This is a genomic window from Shewanella inventionis (genome assembly GCF_019931735.1).
Taxonomy (GTDB): Bacteria; Pseudomonadota; Gammaproteobacteria; order Enterobacterales; family Shewanellaceae; genus Shewanella; species Shewanella inventionis.
Genome location: NZ_CP082926.1, coordinates 776,682 through 793,296, shown reverse-complemented (window position 1 = coordinate 793,296; position 16,615 = coordinate 776,682). Strand labels below are relative to the sequence as shown.

The 16,615-nt window shown below is 40.9% G+C and carries 18 protein-coding genes and 1 pseudogene; 8 read left to right on the top strand and 11 right to left on the bottom strand.

Features of this window, described 5'->3' with window-relative positions:
- Nucleotides 1-204: 204 nt before the first annotated feature.
- Nucleotides 205-918, bottom strand: coding sequence for a ribonuclease PH (gene rph, locus K8B83_RS03740; RefSeq protein ID WP_188740360.1), 714 nt, complete (start codon nucleotides 916-918; stop codon nucleotides 205-207).
- Nucleotides 919-1,148: 230 nt separating this feature from the next.
- Between rph and K8B83_RS03735 the strand changes: the two genes are divergently transcribed.
- Together K8B83_RS03735 and K8B83_RS03730 are read left to right on the top strand one after the other, a co-directional pair.
- Nucleotides 1,149-2,012, top strand: coding sequence for a YicC/YloC family endoribonuclease (locus tag K8B83_RS03735; protein WP_188740361.1), 864 nt, complete (start codon nucleotides 1,149-1,151; stop codon nucleotides 2,010-2,012).
- 198 nt (nucleotides 2,013-2,210) lie between these two features.
- On the top strand, nucleotides 2,211-3,419 hold the full coding sequence (locus K8B83_RS03730) for a tyrosine-type recombinase/integrase (protein WP_223419177.1): 1,209 nt from the start codon (nucleotides 2,211-2,213) through the stop codon (nucleotides 3,417-3,419).
- A 61-nt stretch (nucleotides 3,420-3,480) separates the two neighbouring features.
- Here the strand turns inward: K8B83_RS03730 and K8B83_RS03725 are convergent, their stop codons facing one another.
- The 7 genes from K8B83_RS03725 to K8B83_RS03695 all read right to left on the bottom strand — a co-directional run bounded on the left by K8B83_RS03725 (nucleotide 3,481) and on the right by K8B83_RS03695 (nucleotide 9,781).
- Complete coding sequence (locus tag K8B83_RS03725) at nucleotides 3,481-4,275, bottom strand: hypothetical protein (RefSeq protein WP_223419175.1); 795 nt, start codon at nucleotides 4,273-4,275, stop codon at nucleotides 3,481-3,483.
- A gap of 20 nt (nucleotides 4,276-4,295) precedes the next feature.
- A protein-coding gene (locus tag K8B83_RS03720; RefSeq protein ID WP_223417398.1) for an IS3 family transposase occupies nucleotides 4,296-5,827 on the bottom strand; the annotation gives its coding sequence in 2 pieces (ribosomal slippage) (nucleotides 4,296-5,365 and nucleotides 5,365-5,827; 1,533 coding nt in all).
- A gap of 32 nt (nucleotides 5,828-5,859) precedes the next feature.
- Entirely contained in the window at nucleotides 5,860-6,288 is a 429-nt protein-coding gene (locus K8B83_RS03715; protein ID WP_223419174.1) for a helix-turn-helix domain-containing protein, read from the bottom strand.
- A gap of 174 nt (nucleotides 6,289-6,462) precedes the next feature.
- Nucleotides 6,463-8,097, bottom strand: a complete 1,635-nt coding sequence (tnpC, locus tag K8B83_RS03710; protein WP_223419095.1) for an IS66 family transposase — start codon at nucleotides 8,095-8,097, stop codon at nucleotides 6,463-6,465.
- A gap of 23 nt (nucleotides 8,098-8,120) precedes the next feature.
- Nucleotides 8,121-8,438, bottom strand: coding sequence for an IS66 family insertion sequence element accessory protein TnpB (gene tnpB, locus K8B83_RS03705; RefSeq protein ID WP_086904928.1), 318 nt, complete (start codon nucleotides 8,436-8,438; stop codon nucleotides 8,121-8,123).
- On the bottom strand, nucleotides 8,435-8,794 hold the full coding sequence (locus tag K8B83_RS03700) for a hypothetical protein (protein ID WP_086904927.1): 360 nt from the start codon (nucleotides 8,792-8,794) through the stop codon (nucleotides 8,435-8,437). The genes tnpB and K8B83_RS03700 overlap by 4 nt, the downstream gene beginning before the upstream one ends.
- 57 nt (nucleotides 8,795-8,851) lie before the next feature.
- Nucleotides 8,852-9,781, bottom strand: coding sequence for a hypothetical protein (locus tag K8B83_RS03695; protein WP_223419172.1), 930 nt, complete (start codon nucleotides 9,779-9,781; stop codon nucleotides 8,852-8,854).
- A 516-nt stretch (nucleotides 9,782-10,297) separates the two neighbouring features.
- Between K8B83_RS03695 and K8B83_RS03690 the strand changes: the two genes are divergently transcribed.
- Nucleotides 10,298-11,446, top strand: a complete 1,149-nt coding sequence (locus tag K8B83_RS03690; protein ID WP_188741093.1) for an ISAs1 family transposase — start codon at nucleotides 10,298-10,300, stop codon at nucleotides 11,444-11,446.
- Between the two features lie 86 nt (nucleotides 11,447-11,532).
- On the opposite strand, the gene K8B83_RS03685 is transcribed toward K8B83_RS03690, so the two are convergent.
- The gene (locus tag K8B83_RS03685) at nucleotides 11,533-11,769 is read right to left on the bottom strand and encodes a helix-turn-helix domain-containing protein (protein ID WP_182699027.1); all 237 of its coding nucleotides are present in this window, start codon (nucleotides 11,767-11,769) and stop codon (nucleotides 11,533-11,535) included.
- A 101-nt stretch (nucleotides 11,770-11,870) separates the two neighbouring features.
- On the opposite strand from K8B83_RS03685, the gene K8B83_RS03680 reads away from it, so the two are divergent.
- The 4 genes and pseudogenes from K8B83_RS03680 to K8B83_RS03665 all read left to right on the top strand — a co-directional run bounded on the left by K8B83_RS03680 (nucleotide 11,871) and on the right by K8B83_RS03665 (nucleotide 14,791).
- The gene (locus K8B83_RS03680; RefSeq protein WP_223419997.1) at nucleotides 11,871-12,380 is read left to right on the top strand and encodes a hypothetical protein; all 510 of its coding nucleotides are present in this window, start codon (nucleotides 11,871-11,873) and stop codon (nucleotides 12,378-12,380) included.
- Complete coding sequence (locus K8B83_RS03675; RefSeq protein WP_223419170.1) at nucleotides 12,377-12,943, top strand: DEAD/DEAH box helicase; 567 nt, start codon at nucleotides 12,377-12,379, stop codon at nucleotides 12,941-12,943. The genes K8B83_RS03680 and K8B83_RS03675 overlap by 4 nt, the downstream gene beginning before the upstream one ends.
- Entirely contained in the window at nucleotides 12,901-13,791 is an 891-nt protein-coding gene (locus K8B83_RS03670; protein ID WP_317846456.1) for a DEAD/DEAH box helicase, read from the top strand. The genes K8B83_RS03675 and K8B83_RS03670 overlap by 43 nt, the downstream gene beginning before the upstream one ends.
- Nucleotides 13,792-13,901: 110 nt before the next feature.
- Nucleotides 13,902-14,791 (top strand): annotated as a pseudogene (locus tag K8B83_RS03665) (IS982 family transposase).
- Between the two features lie 67 nt (nucleotides 14,792-14,858).
- Here the strand turns inward: K8B83_RS03665 and K8B83_RS03660 are convergent.
- On the bottom strand, nucleotides 14,859-15,125 hold the full coding sequence (locus tag K8B83_RS03660) for a hypothetical protein (protein ID WP_182699029.1): 267 nt from the start codon (nucleotides 15,123-15,125) through the stop codon (nucleotides 14,859-14,861).
- A 334-nt stretch (nucleotides 15,126-15,459) separates the two neighbouring features.
- Between K8B83_RS03660 and K8B83_RS03655 the strand changes: the two genes are divergently transcribed.
- The gene (locus K8B83_RS03655; protein ID WP_182680761.1) at nucleotides 15,460-16,212 is read left to right on the top strand and encodes a hypothetical protein; all 753 of its coding nucleotides are present in this window, start codon (nucleotides 15,460-15,462) and stop codon (nucleotides 16,210-16,212) included.
- A gap of 143 nt (nucleotides 16,213-16,355) precedes the next feature.
- Here the strand turns inward: K8B83_RS03655 and tnpA are convergent, their stop codons facing one another.
- Nucleotides 16,356-16,532, bottom strand: a complete 177-nt coding sequence (gene tnpA / locus K8B83_RS03650; protein WP_182680760.1) for an IS66 family insertion sequence element accessory protein TnpA — start codon at nucleotides 16,530-16,532, stop codon at nucleotides 16,356-16,358.
- Between the last annotated feature and the right edge of the window lie 83 nt (nucleotides 16,533-16,615).

The following is a 16,615-nucleotide window of genomic DNA, read 5'->3' as shown; positions in this document are numbered from 1 at the left end:
TAAGCAGCATAGAAGGCACAGAAACCCGCCTTGCAGGAGGCGCTCAGACTGTCCATTTCTTTGTTGCATTGCCTTAGAAGGGAATAACCATTATTACAACAATGCGCCTCAAACTGAACAGTCTGAGCGACTCTGATTGGTCACATAATTAATGGAAATGGTATAAAAAAAGGACCGTAATCGGTCCTAATTTTCAACAGCATATTAACTTAATGCGGCTTTTTGCACATCGACGATTTCGCGAATACTGTTTTTAGCCAGACCAAGTAGTTCAATTAATTCTTCATGGCTGAATGGCTCGCCTTCAGCAGTACCTTGAATTTCAATAATCTTACCGGTTTCAGTCATCACTACGTTCATGTCAGTTTCGGCAGCGCTGTCTTCAATGTATTCTAAATCACTGATCGCTTCGCCTTTGTAAATACCCACACTTACAGCTGCAATTAAAAACTTAAGTGGGTTGGCTTTAATAATACCCTTAGCACGGGCCCAGTTAAGGGCATCGACCAATGCAACACAAGCACCGGTAATCGCCGCAGTACGTGTGCCGCCGTCGGCTTGAATCACGTCACAATCGATAACGATGGTGTTTTCCCCTAACAACTTCATATCAACAGCAGCACGAAGCGCACGGCCAATTAAGCGCTGAATTTCTTGAGTACGACCTGATTGCTTACCACGAGCCGCTTCACGGTCCATACGGCTGTGAGTTGAACGCGGTAACATACCGTATTCAGCAGTCACCCAACCTTGGCCCTGGCCTTTAAGAAAACGTGGTACACCTTCAGTGAAGCTGGCAGTACATAATACTTTTGTGTCGCCAAACTCAACTAAAACAGAGCCTTCAGCATGTGCAGTAAAAGAACGCGTAATAGTAATAGGGCGAGTTTGAGCTGGTGTACGGTTACTTGGGCGCATGAAAAGTCCTGTAGTCGAATTCATATCAGATTTGAGCGCATATTATAGAGGTTCGCGCCGCCAGATGCCACGACAAACCCACCTATTCGTTATCGCTAACATCATTGCCCAACGATTTAAGTGGATATCATCCAAGATACAACACAAATCTCCGCACTAATCCTTTAATCACAAGGCCTAAAGCGGCTATAATCACCCCACATTTGCGTAATAACATAACAGGACACTTCATGATCCAAAGCATGACAGCCTATGCTCGTATCGAGCACAAAGCACAATGGGGCACCGCCTCATGGGAAATTCGTTCAGTCAATCAGCGCTACCTAGAAACCTACCTACGCCTACCTGAGCAGTTCCGCAGCTTTGAACCTGTCTTACGCGATCGCCTACGTAAACGCCTTAATCGCGGAAAAGTAGAAGTGAACCTACGTTATGAGCTAGCCGACAATAGCAGTAATGAATTACAGCTAAACCAAGCGCTAGCCAAGCAATTATTAAGCGCTGCAAACTGGTTAAAAGAAGAAGCCGGTCAAGGCGAATTAAGCCTTACTGATGTATTACGCTGGCCTGGTGTACTCGCCTCAGCCGAGCAAGACATGGACGCCATTGGCGCAGAGCTAATGACAGCCTTTGACAGCGCAATCGATCAATTTATCGAAGCGCGCGGCCGTGAAGGTGAAGCCATTAAAGACATGCTACTCACTCGTTTAGATGGGGTAATGGAGCAGGTTAATATTGTGCGCGAACACATGCCAACCGTCATGCAATACCAACGCGACAAGCTCACCAACCGTTTAGCCGATATTGCCGGTGAACTCGACCCAGCACGCATTGAGCAAGAAATGGTACTCCTCGCGCAAAAGCAAGATGTTGCCGAAGAAATGGACAGACTTGAAGCCCACGTAACAGAAGCCCGCCGTATCCTTAAAAAAGGCGGCAGCGAAGGTCGCCGTTTAGACTTTATGATGCAAGAATTTAACCGCGAATCAAACACCCTAGCGTCTAAATCAATCAGTGCAGAAATCACTTCAGCCGCAGTTGAGCTAAAAGTATTGATTGAGCAAATGCGCGAGCAAATACAAAACGTTGAATAGTGTCCATTTAGGTCCAAAAAGTAACATAGCCATTGTTTTAAAAGGATTTATCATTAAACTCAATCCATAGATGTCCAAAGATACCCACCACTTTCTCGAATTAACTGGTGGGTAATGTGGTGGGTATGCTAGTATCTAGTCAATGTGTAGTGGTGGGTAAAACACCCACCCTTATAATTGGCTGGAGAACTAGAGCTGATGGGAAAATTAACCGCAAAGGAAGTAGCAACAAAATCCAAGGGAGAGCCTGGTCGATTCGCCGATGGTGAAGGCCTGTATTTTGTTGTACCCAAATCCGGCAAAGCGTTTTGGATGCTCCGCTACACGGCCAACAATAAACGCAAAGAAATGACACTAGCCAAATACAGTGATCTTTCTCTTGCTGATGCTCGTGCCGACGCCGCAGTTAAAATGAAGCAGTTTCGCGATGGCTTAGATCCTCTTGTCGCTAAGAAACGCGCCGAACAAGCCGAAATTAAAACCGTCGATGACCTCTTCGCCGATTGGCATATCGGTAACGTTAAAAGACTCAAACACCACGAAATCCCCGAACGCATCTACCGCAAAGACATTTCGCCACATATAGGCACCTTTAACGTCAATAGCGTCAACGCTAGGGACATAAGAGAAGTATTGAATGCCATTGCCGCTACTGGCCGTCCAGCGATCGCTAACGACGCTCTGATGTATTGTAAACAACTTTTCAATCACGGTATAAAACTGGATCTGCTTGGTGCAAATCCAGCGAGTGCATTTTCTGTTACTGATGCTGGTGGCGTGGAAAAAAGTAAAGACAGAGCATTAACCATCGAAGAGCTCACTCAGTTCTTTAATACGGCACGAGACAACAAAGACAGCTTTAGCCGTGACAATTATCTAGCTTGTGCATTACTGGTGACATTGGGTATTAGGAAGTCTGAATTGGCAGAAGCGCCATGGAAGGAATTTGATTTAGAGAAGCAGATTTGGAACTTATCGAAAGAGCGCAGTAAATCAGGCGTCGGCATAGCTATTCCATTACCTGAAGTAGTCATGAACTGGATACAAGAGTTAAAGGTAAGAGCTTGTGGCTCTGAATATGTGTTTCCTAGCAGACGTTCAAGCAAGAACCCACACATGGGTAAGGACACCCTAAATCGTGCCATAACCAAACTCTTTGGTCATGAAGCTGGTAAAAAGAAGCAACCACTCAACGTAATGGGCGATATGGACCACTTTACCGTTCACGACTTACGCCGCACTTGTCGTACTCTACTAGCTAAGCAAGGTACGCTAGGGCATGTAGCAGAGCGTTGCCTTAATCATAAGCTTAAAGGTGTAGAAGGGATTTATAACCAGCATGATTATTTTGAAGAGCGTAAAGAAGCTATCACTACACTATCAAAGATGATTTTCTCAATTACATAATCAACACAGCCCTGCATACCTGAATAATAGATAAGCAGGGCTTAAAATTAAAACTCAGCCTCTAAAGTAACACTCTTGCTCCAGGAACATACCCACCAGCTTTTGCTATTTCTTGCTTTAACTCAAAAAGGGAGTCACTTGGCTGACCAAACCACTTGCGGATCTTTTCGATACACTCATATAAATGAAGTGAATTAATATTTCGAATGACAATTAATCTATCGTTAGCATTTACTTCACCAAAATATTTCTCGTCACTAAGTGAATCGTCATCAATATGAGCCCACTCCATGATAGATGAATGGGATAACTGTATTAAAAAGTGATAGTTCATATTTTCACTTAGGTACAATTCACAGCGAGCATCACTCCAATAATCTGGCATGTATTGCTCAGGCTTCAATTTTAATGTGCGGTATTCACTAAGTTTAATACCACTTTTATTCTTGCCAAATAATTCATCGACTGCGGAGGTAACTGGAGCGCTTTCTAGTGAACGGCTTTTCATTATCAATATACGCTGACCGGTTAATATTACCGGCTCTACTGGTATTTGAGGCTGAATATTTAATGGTTCTACACTGCCAAACTTAAACTCTGTAATGTCCTCAAATAGCTTTGAAAATATAAACATTAATTTGAAAGTTTCAAAATCCTTGATCGATAAGCCACCAATACTCAAAGATTTATAACCTGTATCATCAACATTCCACCATTGAAAGTCGTCTATAGGCCTGGTAATGAATCCATCTGTAGTTCTCAGAACATTTGAATATTTACTACATATATCCAAATATTCCTTTGATAAGAAAAACTCATTTAGCAGAGCCTCAATAGCACTCTCGGCGTTTTTCAAGGTAGTTGTCGCCTAAGCTGTTAAGCTGCTTCTTTTTTGTTCTCTGGGTTTAACTCCACCTCACCGATTTCATCCCAGTTTCTGGTGCCATTTGACCAGCGGTTAGGGTTAATTTTTTGCGCTTTTTTGTATAACTCACGGCGTTTTGCCAATATTGCTTTATCTTCACCATGATGACGTTGTGCGGGTGTCACGAATTTGATACGACTATGTCTGTGCTCATTGTTGTACCAATTCGCGAAGTCTTTCACCCAAGTTCTTGCATCTTCAAGGCTTTTAAAGCCTTCACTTGGCCAGCGGTGGCTGTATTTGACCGTGCGAAACAGTGATTCCGAGTACGGATTATCATTGCTGACACCTGGACGACTACGAGAGCCTATTACTCCCATTTCAAGCATCTTGGACTGCATCGTTAAGCATTTCATCGGACTGCCGTTATCTGAGTGCAATACCACGTTTTGTTTAACGCATTTCTCAGCCCAGAGAGTTCGCTCAAGCAACTTTGCAGCATAGTCACCTGATTCACTATCATGAACTTCCCAACCCACAATTTTACGACTGAAAATGTCGATTATCATGTAAAGGTAGAAAAACCGTCCAATCACTGTTGAAGGACAGTAGCTGATATCCCAGGTCCACACTTGATTTGGTCCTGTCGCTGTGTACCCCCTAGGCTTAGCTCGGCTACCTTTAGGTTTTTCTTTTCCTCGATGAGTGAGTTGGTTGTTGGCCTTCAGCACACGATAAAAGCTTGATTCAGAAGCGATATATTGCCCATTATCTGCCAGCATTGGTACTATCTGGCTTGGCCCTAAATTAGCGTATTCTTCTTGATTACTGATAGCTAATATGGCTTGCTGTTCTTCCTCTGTTAGCTTATTTGGGGGCTGGGGTCTATCCGCTATAGGTCTTTTATCACCGATGATTTCACCGCCTTCTTGCCAGCGCTGTAACGTCCGTATAGACAAACCAATTTCTTCACAGGCTTTCTCTTTTCTTGCGCCTGAGGTAACGGCATTATCAATCAAGGATGTGTAATGCAGCCTATCTGAGAGTGAGGTTAACTGTCCTCGTCTTCCCCCCAGTAGGCATTTAACTTTTTTCTTAACACCAATAATGCCGCGGTTTCAGCTAGGGCTGCATCCTTACGTTTTAACTCTTTTTCTAGCTCTTTAATTCGCTTACGGTCGGCTTTTCGCTCTTGGGCTAATTGCTTACGCTGCTGGGCTTGTGTTTGATTGCCTGCAATACAGCTTTGCTTCCATTCTTTAACTTGTTCAGGGTAAAGCCCTTTTTCACGGCAATACTCACTTAACTCAATTTCGCTTAATGCTGACGTTTCTAAAACAATTGAGAACTTTTGCTCTGGTGACCAACCATCTAAATTATTACTCTCTGCCAAACTAGAACCTACTTTTAAATACTTATCTCGCCATGAATACAAAGTAGATAAGTTGATACTTTCTAGCTTTGCGAATTGGCCTAATGATAAGCCACTTTCAAGGAGCTTTCTAATGACGGCTTGCTTATGCTCTTCTGGATAATGCTTCATTCATAACTAACTTACCGCTCCCTGTTTTATTTTTATGAAAAACTGAGGCGACAACTATCCTGACACAGGGGGCTCTTATCAGTTTTATAATTCAGGTTGTGAGGTGAAATCAAATCTAAGAAATTCAGATACAGATCTTCATTTTTTATGAGAGCTAATAGCTTCCTGTAAAAACGATTAGCAGTAGTACTTTCAAAGGAGTTAAAGAAATTTTCGATATCATTGTATAACTCGACCTCTAAGTAACGGCCAGGGTTTCTTCTTGGTGAACCGCAATACTCAACGATCTTAGTCATTAAGTTTGTAGATATGACCCCACTCCCACTTTTCATCTCGCTCACCCTAGACTCCTCAAGGCCCAGTGCTTTAGCCATATCCTTTTGGGTTTTATCTATACTCTTAAAATAAGTAATTGCATGATTTATCCAAAGAATAGTGTCGTGTTTAGTTAATTGTTCCATTTTTAGTCTCTGTAATTATCTGGACCACAAGTCTAAAATAACATCCGAAAACTGGTGAGCTTACGGCAGCATGGCGTGACATAAGTAATAAAGCAAAAAATCTGGTTTCTTAAATTTCAGGCACGGCAATACTTAGGCCACTGGCCCAAGCATTGCTTGATTATGAGCGGTTTATTATTGGTATTGGTCGAGATAATTCCAAGGTAGGTATTTTTCAGGATGCTTTTTTGCATCATCCGCATCTCGTTGCAGTCGCGTAAAGTAATCAAATACATTGATGCCTGCTTCATTGCCTGTTGCTATCATCGACGTGATAACATCGCCAATGTTCGCACCGAGTAAGCTTTTACGAAACATCGCATTTTTTCTATCTCGCACCACTATTTTTAACATCGATTCTATGCGGTTATTATCTATTTTTACCCCTTCGTGATGGCAAAATAAACTCAGCCCGTCATAGTGTTTTAAAAAATAACGGATAGCTTTGCCTAGACCGCTATTTTCTTCAATGCTTTCATTAGTAAAGTGCTTTTCACCCCAACTTTTAATCGCTTCAAGTATGGGTAATGAATGTTGCTGATGGTACTCAAGTCGCTCGCGTGCGGTGAGTTCACGTTCAATGGTTGTCTGTTCATTGCGCCAAACTTCACCATAGAGTGTGAGTATATTTTCAACCTCTTCGGGGAAATGATTAATGACATCGACAAACTGGCGCCTTGCATGGCTATTACAAAGTGATGTTTCAACCTCGCAAGTACTTGGCTGATTACTGGCGAGCGCATCACTCATTAATATCGGTGCGACAGTGACTTGTCGTTTGTAGAGTATGCGGTCGATAAACTCACCTGCGTGCCCAATATTGGTTTCAAATAACACAATATCATGGCCCGTTTTTAAGCTGGCAATCACTCCTGATGTATAAACACCTGAGCGCAAGCGTGTTTTCTCGCTATTACGTACTTTCTTTTCAACTGGCTTGGCGTCAAGAATACGGTGGGTGGTGTCATCTAAGTAATAGTGCTTTGCATCGCCAGCCAACTCAAACAAGTGCTGGTAAACAGGATAAATCGCATCACAGACAAGCTCTACTTGGTCAAACACCGTCGACGCAGTGATGTTGACGCCCAATAGCTTTTGGATGTTGCCTTGACGATAAAAAGGTAGCCCTGCAAAGTATTTATAAATCGCCATTAACGCACGCGCAGAGTAACCATATTTTTGATGACTATTACCGTCATGTAATACTTCATCGGGCAGGTTTGCCGTGAAATAGGCACCACACGCATTGCAACGCAAGCGCTCCATAATATGTTGCTCTGGGGTAAAAGGCGTTTGCCCTGTAATGCGCAACAAACTGCCAGGCTCGACTTTATAGACCTTACCTTTCAAACATTCTGGGCAGCTATCCCCTTTATTTACTTCGTTTAACGCATGTTTGATGATAACCGGTTTGACCTGTGTAAAGTCTTCATCCTGTGTTTTTAGTTTTTTACTTTTCTTGCTGGTTTTTTTCTGTGCTTTACACAGGTCGCTTTGTTTTTCTGATGATTTTTCAATCCCAAGTAACTTACGTAATTTATGCACGGTGATACCGTGGTCAGCTAGCTTGTTTTGTGTTGTTGTTAATGTCAGTAACGCATCAAGCAATAACTGATAATCATCAGCGCTAAGCGCAAGATTATTTTCTTTGGCTTCAATCACTCGCTTGATTAAATCATCGAGAGATTGTGCATCGATATCGTTAAAAGGTTTTGCCACAATAAGCCTTTTGCCTGCGGGAATAAAAAAGAGGATGGAGTATGATCCCATTTAAAATGAAATCAAGCGGTTATTTATAATGGGTGGTAATTCCCGCTGAGCAATTGCCGTAAATGTTTGGCGTCCACGGACGTCATGGCACTATTAATGGTTGGCCAGCCAGAGAACTTGCCCTTAGATAAACGCTTTGTCATCAACCAAAAACCGTTATTTTCATAAGCGAGTGCGCGCACCATGGTTTTGTTACGATTAATAAAAACAAACAAGGTACCAGAGCGAGGCTCACAATGAAGGCGTTGTTTACACAGCGTAGCTAACCCATCAATGCCTTGACGAAAATCAGCGGGCTGGGTAGCAATCAAAATGTCGCTATGACGGGTTAAATGGATCATGATTTTATGGCCTCAATTAACTGAGCAAACCGTGTTTCGCTGACTTCGCCAGATACGGCTAAAGAATTGCCATTGTTGAACTTCAGGGAGATAGAAAGCGACTCGGTTATCGGCGTTGCATTGGGTAGTGAAATAAAGTGATTGGATACATCACTTGATGAGTTGGCGGTAAGCCAAGTATTGAATTGCTCATGACTAATACGCAACTTTTTAACAATGGTTGTTTTTGAATAATGCGGTAAAAGGGCGATCGCTTGCTGGCGCAAATTTTCAGGGATTGCACTACCTCGAGAAGGTTTATTGCTTCGCCACTGTTCAAAGTTAGCGAGGGTGTTAAGGAGTTTATCTGGCATCATTGTGACCGGGTTGATTTAGTTACAATGATTAAATCAGGTTAATTGAAATAAGTTGAGCTACGCTGCCGTAAGCTCACGATCTAGTAGCGGCTGCAAACCTTTACAGCGGTCGTTGTAGACTTTGCGAATCTGCTCAGGCGTACTTGTTTTAAGCTTTACTAGCTCCGCATGATTAACCTGAATAGAGTCTTCTTGCTCCTTGCTTAAACAAAGCGCGTCAACATCCTCAACTTTGGTTTTGTCTGATAGAGTTGAGACAAAAGTAAAAACTTTACTAGCTGAACTGAACGTTGGTAAGGGAGTAGCCGTATTATACAACCTAATCTGGATGTCACTATCAGTTCGCACAAACTCACAGGCGCGCATTAACTGTGATAGCAGCTTCATTCCTGCAGGTTTGTATTCAATGGTGTCTTCACCAGAGATGTAGTGAGTCGCAGAGGTATTATCGAAGATGCGGATAGACTTTAGGTCTTCCCTTGCTACAGTCGATAGGCTCCAAGCAACATCATGTTGCTCTTGACCAATAACAATCGAAATTTCAGCGGCAGGGTCGCCAGTTTCTTCTTCATAAATATTAGGTAGAATTTTCGGAGTATTTCCGCGGGTAAGGCAGGCATTTTTTAGAATCTTTGCATAGCTAGACTTTCCAGAGCCATTGTCGCCATAAACTGCGGTCAGTCCGTTAGTTTCAAACTCGAGCAATGCATCAGATACAAGAGCTGAGACATGGCTTACTTTGCCAATACTTTTAAGGTTTACTGCATTCTGTTCTTTACCAAAGCCAGTTAGGTCTAAAGGTGTAATGTAGCCAGCATAGGATTCATCTTGATCTTTAAGACCTTGCTCCATCTTGGCAACCGCCAAAAGAAGCACAAAATCATCATCTCCTAGTTCGCCTTTCTCAGCTGCTAATTTAATGGCATAACGCCACCATAGATTTTTTTTTAACTTGTTGGCCCATCCAACTACGCTTCCAATCGACATATTAATCTCCATTTGCACAGTGCATCAGGAAGCTAAGCCTTTACTCCCAAAGAAGTCAACAAGTAGTGGGTAAAACATTGAACAAGATGATGTTTTATTGAGTTAAGGCCTACATGGACTAAATTAAAGACTTTGCCTAATATGTTTTGGGTTATTCCTTAAGTTGCCAAGTGGAAGTTTTACTTATTTCTATGTTAAGCATCGTAGTGCTTTATTCAAAGCTGCCAAAGAGATGCGACTGTTAATTACGTATAAGGATTAGATAGCCGAAATTAATTGATATGTGGGGTCAATATCCAGTGTAAGAATTTTGTTTACCGTACATTTCCTAATGCTGCTATTTACCTTTAGACCCTTTGCACTAACTGATTTATGTCCATTTCCGAGTTAAATAAACACATATCAGCTCCATCATAACCCAGGGCGAGTTCGTGAACGTTTTTCAATCAACTTAACACACGATTTGACGTTATCATTTAGCTATGATCTTATACTCCTTTTTTTCGGGAGCTCAGCATGCATATTGACCACTTCAAAGAGACTTTTCAAACCATAACTGACCAACGCCAAGGGGCTAAAGTGACCTATTGCCTTTTTGAGGTTTTGTTTGGTTCTCTATGTGCCGTTATCGCAGGAGCTAAAGGTTGGTTTGATATTCGAGAATACATACTTGGACATCATGATTGGTTTAAAAACAATAACCTATTCGTGAGTGGCATTCCTGCTGATGACACTATAGCTCGTATCATATCAACGATAGAACCAGAACAATTTCACCGGTGTTTTATCAACTGGATGTCATCGATACACACTCTTACCGAAGGCCAAGTGATTGCTATCGATGGAAAAACGCTTCGGGGGTCATACAATCGTCAAGACAGAGCCAGTACCATACACATGATTAGTGCTTATGCTTCATCAAACAAATTAGTACTTGGCCAACTTAAAACAGAACAAAAAAGCAATGAGATAACTGCCATTCCTGAGTTGATAAAGATGTTAGATATCAAAGGGGCTTTAGTGACTATCGATGCTATGGCTTGTCAAACAAAAATAGCCAAAACCATTGTGGAACAGGGCGGTGACTATCTGCTAGCGGTTAAAAGTAACCAGGGGAAATTACGCGAAGCGATAGTAAAAGCCTTCTCTTTCCAGCGCTCCAGCAATACGGACAAATCCACAATTGAACAGGGTCATGGGCGTACAGAGTGTCGCCAGTGCTATGTTATTGACAGTACAAACTTAGTCGGTGACTTTTCAAAATGGAAAGGGTTAAAAAATATCGTTATGGTTGAAAATTGTCGCCTTGAGAAAGGAAAACCAATCGAGCTTGAGTACCGTTATTACATCAGCTCTAAGGGGCTAAGTGCCGAACAAGCAGCGATAGCCGTTCGAGAGCATTGGGGTATCGAATCAATGCATTGGGTGCTTGATGTCAGTATGAGTGAGGATGCATGTCAAATCTACAACGCTCACGGGGCCGAAAATCTGTCATGCCTGCGTCATATGAGTTTGAATATGTTACGAGCCGAGTCGACCAAGATAAGCATTGTTGGAAAACAAAAGCGATGCATGATGAATCCATCGATGCTTGAAGCAGTCTTAAAGGCTGGATTTAGTAGCTCGGTCAAAATTAAGCACTCATGCGGTAGCCCTGCATCATAACCTTAGTTAATAATCTTATAAGTTTACTACTAATTATCACTGCTGCTATAGGTATAAATTAATGAGGCTCACTTTAAGCATTAGCACTAATCTAGTTGTACTTTATATTTGAGTCTGGCTGGTAGAATTTCATCAAACTCACAGTCAAGTGCATTAACTATTTTGTATAGAGTTTCCAGTTTGATGTTGACGCAACCTCTTTCCATTTTCCCGTAATTACCTCTTTCAATACCGACATATGCTGCAAATGCCTCTTGAGAATAGCCAGCATTAACTCTTAGGTATCTTAATTTATCGCCAAATTCAATTACTAAATCACTCACCTATCAACACTCCAGGTAAAATGATTAGATTTTCATATTGAGGTACAAGCCACCACGCCCTATAATACCCATTCAAGATAAATTATTAGGATCTGTTTTTGATGTTAGACCCATTCGTAGCTCAAATCATTAAAGCAGAAAACTTTGATAAGTTCACAACAAGTGATGTCCGCTCTGCATATTTTGCATTAAAAAAAGATCCCTCTTTGGATAGCGCAGAGATCAGAAGAATGATTTATGCAGAATTAATGAAGTTAGTAAAAAAAGGCTGGTTAGAGAGGAATATACAAAAGCAAAAGGGACAGACTAGATTCAAAAAAACAGTTCATTTTGATGCCACAAACCTTCCTGTTAAGCCTATGGCTTTATTACCTATTTCTGATATTGAAGGCATTGATAAACATAAGAAATTGAGCGCAAAACTAAACTACTATAAATCAGAACTATTATTGAGCTTAGGTGAATCAGAGGCATATAAAGAGATATACTTAGAGCTGCCTGATTTAGCTGAAGAGTTACAACCCAAGTACAATTTAGCGAGGGAAAATAGCACTAAATTGTTGGGGAAAATCAAGGCCATTGAAGCGATCATCGAACAGAGAAATATATGAGACTTAGACGTTGGCAAAATGCATGTATAGATTCGTCATTAAAACAATACCTTAATGGACAGTCTCATTTCTTGGTTTTAGCGACGCCTGGCTCAGGAAAGACTCTGATGGCCTCTGTTTTATCAAACCATCTATTGAAGAATGACCTTGCTGATTTAATCTTTTGTTTTTCCCCATCTTCGATAGTTTCCATGGATTTTGCTGAGTGCTTACAATTAAGATCGAATGAACGTTTTGACGGGCTAATTGGTTCAAAGGGCAGAGCTTATACTTATCAACATTTGCAGTACTTAGATGGTGCTTTTTGGGAGCTATTTGAAAAATATCGAGTATTCGTTATTTTCGATGAAATCCATCATTGTGCAGGATCTACTGTTGATAATGCGAATTCATGGGGAGAGCATATAATTCTGAACATTCAGAACAAAGCTCGATTCACCATGGCATTAACTGGCACGCCTTGGCGCTCAGATACGGCCCCTATCGTTTTTGCTAGCTCTATGCCTCACCAGATGGTGAAATCTCATGTGATTACGTCTATGGCCTTTATGAGGCAATTTTAGACGGTGTTTGTCGCGTACCTCAGATAATCGCTGTTGATAACAATCATATTTCAGTAATAGAAAATAATGAAACCGCCGTTTTCGAAAGCTTTGATGACCTACTGTCTAACTCCCAAATTGCATACCAGGACGTAATCGAAAATGATGATGTAATAAAACATATCATCACTTCGGCTAGTAAAAAGCTAGATTTTATAAGACTTGAAAACTCTAATGCAGCTGGCTTAATCGTAGCTTCATCGATAGAACAGGCCAATAGAATTTCAACATTAGTAAAAAAATGGCTTCAAGAAGAAGCTGTTGTCGCTACCTATAAGGAAAGTGACCCGACAGCCATTATTCAACGATTCAGACACTCAGAATCCAAGTGGATTATTTCTGTTGGAATGATTAGTGAGGGAACCAATATCCCTCGCCTACAAGTGTGTTGTTATCTCTCAAACATAAAAACTGAAATGTATTTTAGGCAAACACTAGGACGAATTCTTAGAGTTACAGACACTATTAATCAAGAAGCAATTCTTTATATGCCAGCGGAGCCCAAGTTGCTGGAGTATGCTTATAGAGTTAGACATGACGTGCCTGTTGAGGCTGATGTTGTAAAATTTGAAACAATGCAATCACTGCTTGTCGGCGATGAGACTAATAGTCAAAACAAAACTATTTCTCTGAAAGAACCTAGCATTGATTTGGCAGGCAAAGAAATTAAACTAAATGGTTTCATTGAAAACACTGATAGCTTGTTCGATGAAGATTTTTTATCAACTTCATATGACCAAGTGATGAATATATTCGGTCGTTTCAAACAAGAAACCATAGGTATAGGTATAGGGTTAGGATTAGATTAGGTGAGTTGAAGTAACTTTACTTAACCTGAACTCGAGATAAGAAGTGAACTAAACGCCCTCTTTATGATCAGATCTTTCGACCAAGAAGGATTTAATCATGCTGAGGGCGTATGAATAATTTAGTGGATATATTTTGTGATGCCGATGATTTTTGTGCTGTATTCATTCCGCAATGGAAAACACAATGCCTGACTGACAGCAAACGAAAACGTCAGCGCTCAAATAGAATGGACACGAGCGAAATAATGAACATTATCATACCATTCCACACATCCCACCACCGTGACTTCAAGAACTTTTATTCTGGTTATCTTGCTCGATTCTTTAAATCTGATTTTTCACATTTGCTCAGTTACAGTCGCTTTTTGGAAATAATGCCCACGACTGTCGTGCCATTGTGCAGCTATTTTTGTACCATAAGAAGCCAGCCAACAAGGATTGAGTTTATTGATTCAACGAGTATCAAGGTCTGTCACAACTTACGAATTCCAAGGCATAAAAAAGCTTATCGGGCTTCGCTAGCCGAGGAAAAGGCACGATGGGATGGTTCTACTAGTTTAAACTTCACCTAATTGTTAATCGCAAAGGCGGCATTGTAGCCGCCAAAATAACGCCCGCGAATGTGCATGACACTCAGCCTGTTTCGGGGATGGTGGTTAACTCAATGGATAAACATTATGCCGACAAAGGCTATATTAGCAAAGCACTGGCGAACGACTTACTCGAACAAGGTGTTACGATCGTCAATAATGTCCGTAAAAACATGAAAGCTAAAGCATTATCCCTATGGGATAGAGCGATGCTTTCACGTCGATTTATCATTGAAACCATCAATGACCAGCTAAAAAACATTTCACAAATAGAGCATACAAGACATCGAAGCGTGCATGGTTTTATGTTGAATATGATAGGCGGATTGATTGCCTATCAACTGAAAGAAACTAAGCCACAACTCAATATTACGAATGCTGAATTTGGCGCTATTGTTGTTATGGCTTAAACCGATCTCAGGTTACTTACTTCAACCTAGATTATTTATCATTATTCAACTTGATATTGTAACTTAATCAAAATTTTGAAGCAGGGTCTATAATAAATGTGACTTTCTGTGGCTTATCTTGAAGAGAACGAATGAAAACAGGTTGGGATTTTACGCTTGAGTAGTTTTTATCAACCATTTCGCAGTCATCTAAATGCTTGATTAAACTTTTTATAGCATCTTTGTATTTGTCTGGAACCCTCATCACGACGGTTTTTTCGTATTTAGTTTTTCGACCTGCACCAGTTCGAAATCCGCCATGTGTTACCTTGTATTCAGCTTTTTCTTCAGACATGTAAACTCCAAGTTTGATTTTGTTACATTATCAGGCTATCTTGAATAAGTTACAAAATCAAGAGCCTCGATACTTTTAATGATGACGGATAGCTTTACATGCTGTGAGGTTAGGAAGATTGAGACAAGTTTTTATGCATGGCTGTAATCCTTGGATTAGAATTGCACCTTCAACAGCGCTAATAAGTAATCGTCCCGATATGAATATTTTTCAATCTTATTATTGGGCTGAAATGTGATAGATAAATGAACTTTTAATACAAATCTTGAGCTTATTTTTGATTAACCTTGAAATACGCTTTCAAATGTACAGCACTATTAACAGGCTCTCTGACATGCAAAATATTAGGACTAACATCCAAGCTTTAAATAAACAAAATCCTGCACCTTTCTCAAATGACATCATCTATAACTACAGCACCTATTTGAGGAACAATGATATTTACCTTAAAGACGATAGAGAACACTACGTTGCCCCTATTCCGTTCGATCAAATAGTAGGCATCGAACAGATGTATGGTGATGACTCAACCTGGGGGCAATGCATAGAAGGACGATGGCTTAAGCGCCTGAAACAAAGACTTATAGAACTAGAAGACAACCCGCAGTATTATTTATCGGAAGTCGAACTGCCAAACCTATCCTTCATTAAGGTTGGAAGTAAGTACTTCATCAGCACAGGTAAACATCGCACGATTATCGCTAGATTTTTGTCCTATTTTAACCCTGAAGTGTTTAGCAACCGTTCTCCGTTTGAGTTTGCCAAGGTGACAGAGTGTTTTATTGACACCGAGTATGCCTCGTTTAAAAGGCGATTCGACGCTGTTACTGATAACTACCCTTCGTTAATATTTAAACTGCAACACACTACGGCAGAAGACGATCTGCATTTTCTACTTATCAGAGAAAATAGGGCCAATGGAAAATCCGAAGTATTCACTCGAGCCCAAGCCTACCAGGTACTTGACGCACTAGAGAGTCCATCAGTCAAAGAAAAATGGAATTCAGGTAGTGTGTATTACAACAGCAATATTTACTCGTTTATTCCATATCAAACCTGCTTTAAGGCTTTTTTCGGGCACCCTTAGAGCAAAAAAGTCAATCGAAAACCGTTGCTAATCATCGTTGTTGAAATCACTTTTGCCCCAAAACTCGTTTGAAGCGAAAAGTGATTTAATATGAGCGGGGATATTTGCGTCCGGCGAACTACGCCTTGCCTAGATCAACGCGCTCAGCGGCACCACTTTTTGCTTAGTGGGTGACGAATGCGGGTTAAGTTTTTAGCCCACGCATAAAATGTAGATAGGGTTAAGTCACTGGTTTTACAACATTCAGCTTTGGTTAATTCACTTTCAGTTTGCTGCTGAAAAATACGCTGCCAGTATTGTATTTTATCGTTTTTTGACATGATTGTTCGCCTAGATTTAGTTAGGAAATAATCATGCTAAATTTGAAAATTATTGGTATGTGGGATTAATTGATCGCTTACTT

Bases quoted from the DNA above. Each gene is read 5' to 3' on its own strand.
- rph (WP_188740360.1), bottom strand. From the start codon at position 918: ATGCGCCCAAGTAACCGTACACCAGCTCAAACTCGCCCTATTACTATT.
- K8B83_RS03735 (WP_188740361.1), top strand. From the start codon at position 1,149: ATGATCCAAAGCATGACAGCCTATGCTCGTATCGAGCACAAAGCACAA.
- K8B83_RS03730 (WP_223419177.1), top strand. From the start codon at position 2,211: ATGGGAAAATTAACCGCAAAGGAAGTAGCAACAAAATCCAAGGGAGAG.
- K8B83_RS03715 (WP_223419174.1), bottom strand. From the start codon at position 6,288: ATGGAACAATTAACTAAACACGACACTATTCTTTGGATAAATCATGCA.
- tnpC (WP_223419095.1), bottom strand. From the start codon at position 8,097: ATGGGATCATACTCCATCCTCTTTTTTATTCCCGCAGGCAAAAGGCTT.
- tnpB (WP_086904928.1), bottom strand. From the start codon at position 8,438: ATGATCCATTTAACCCGTCATAGCGACATTTTGATTGCTACCCAGCCC.
- K8B83_RS03700 (WP_086904927.1), bottom strand. From the start codon at position 8,794: ATGATGCCAGATAAACTCCTTAACACCCTCGCTAACTTTGAACAGTGG.
- K8B83_RS03695 (WP_223419172.1), bottom strand. From the start codon at position 9,781: ATGTCGATTGGAAGCGTAGTTGGATGGGCCAACAAGTTAAAAAAAAAT.
- K8B83_RS03690 (WP_188741093.1), top strand. From the start codon at position 10,298: ATGCATATTGACCACTTCAAAGAGACTTTTCAAACCATAACTGACCAA.
- K8B83_RS03680 (WP_223419997.1), top strand. From the start codon at position 11,871: ATGTTAGACCCATTCGTAGCTCAAATCATTAAAGCAGAAAACTTTGAT.
- K8B83_RS03675 (WP_223419170.1), top strand. From the start codon at position 12,377: ATGAGACTTAGACGTTGGCAAAATGCATGTATAGATTCGTCATTAAAA.
- K8B83_RS03660 (WP_182699029.1), bottom strand. From the start codon at position 15,125: ATGTCTGAAGAAAAAGCTGAATACAAGGTAACACATGGCGGATTTCGA.
- K8B83_RS03655 (WP_182680761.1), top strand. From the start codon at position 15,460: ATGCAAAATATTAGGACTAACATCCAAGCTTTAAATAAACAAAATCCT.
- tnpA (WP_182680760.1), bottom strand. From the start codon at position 16,532: ATGTCAAAAAACGATAAAATACAATACTGGCAGCGTATTTTTCAGCAG.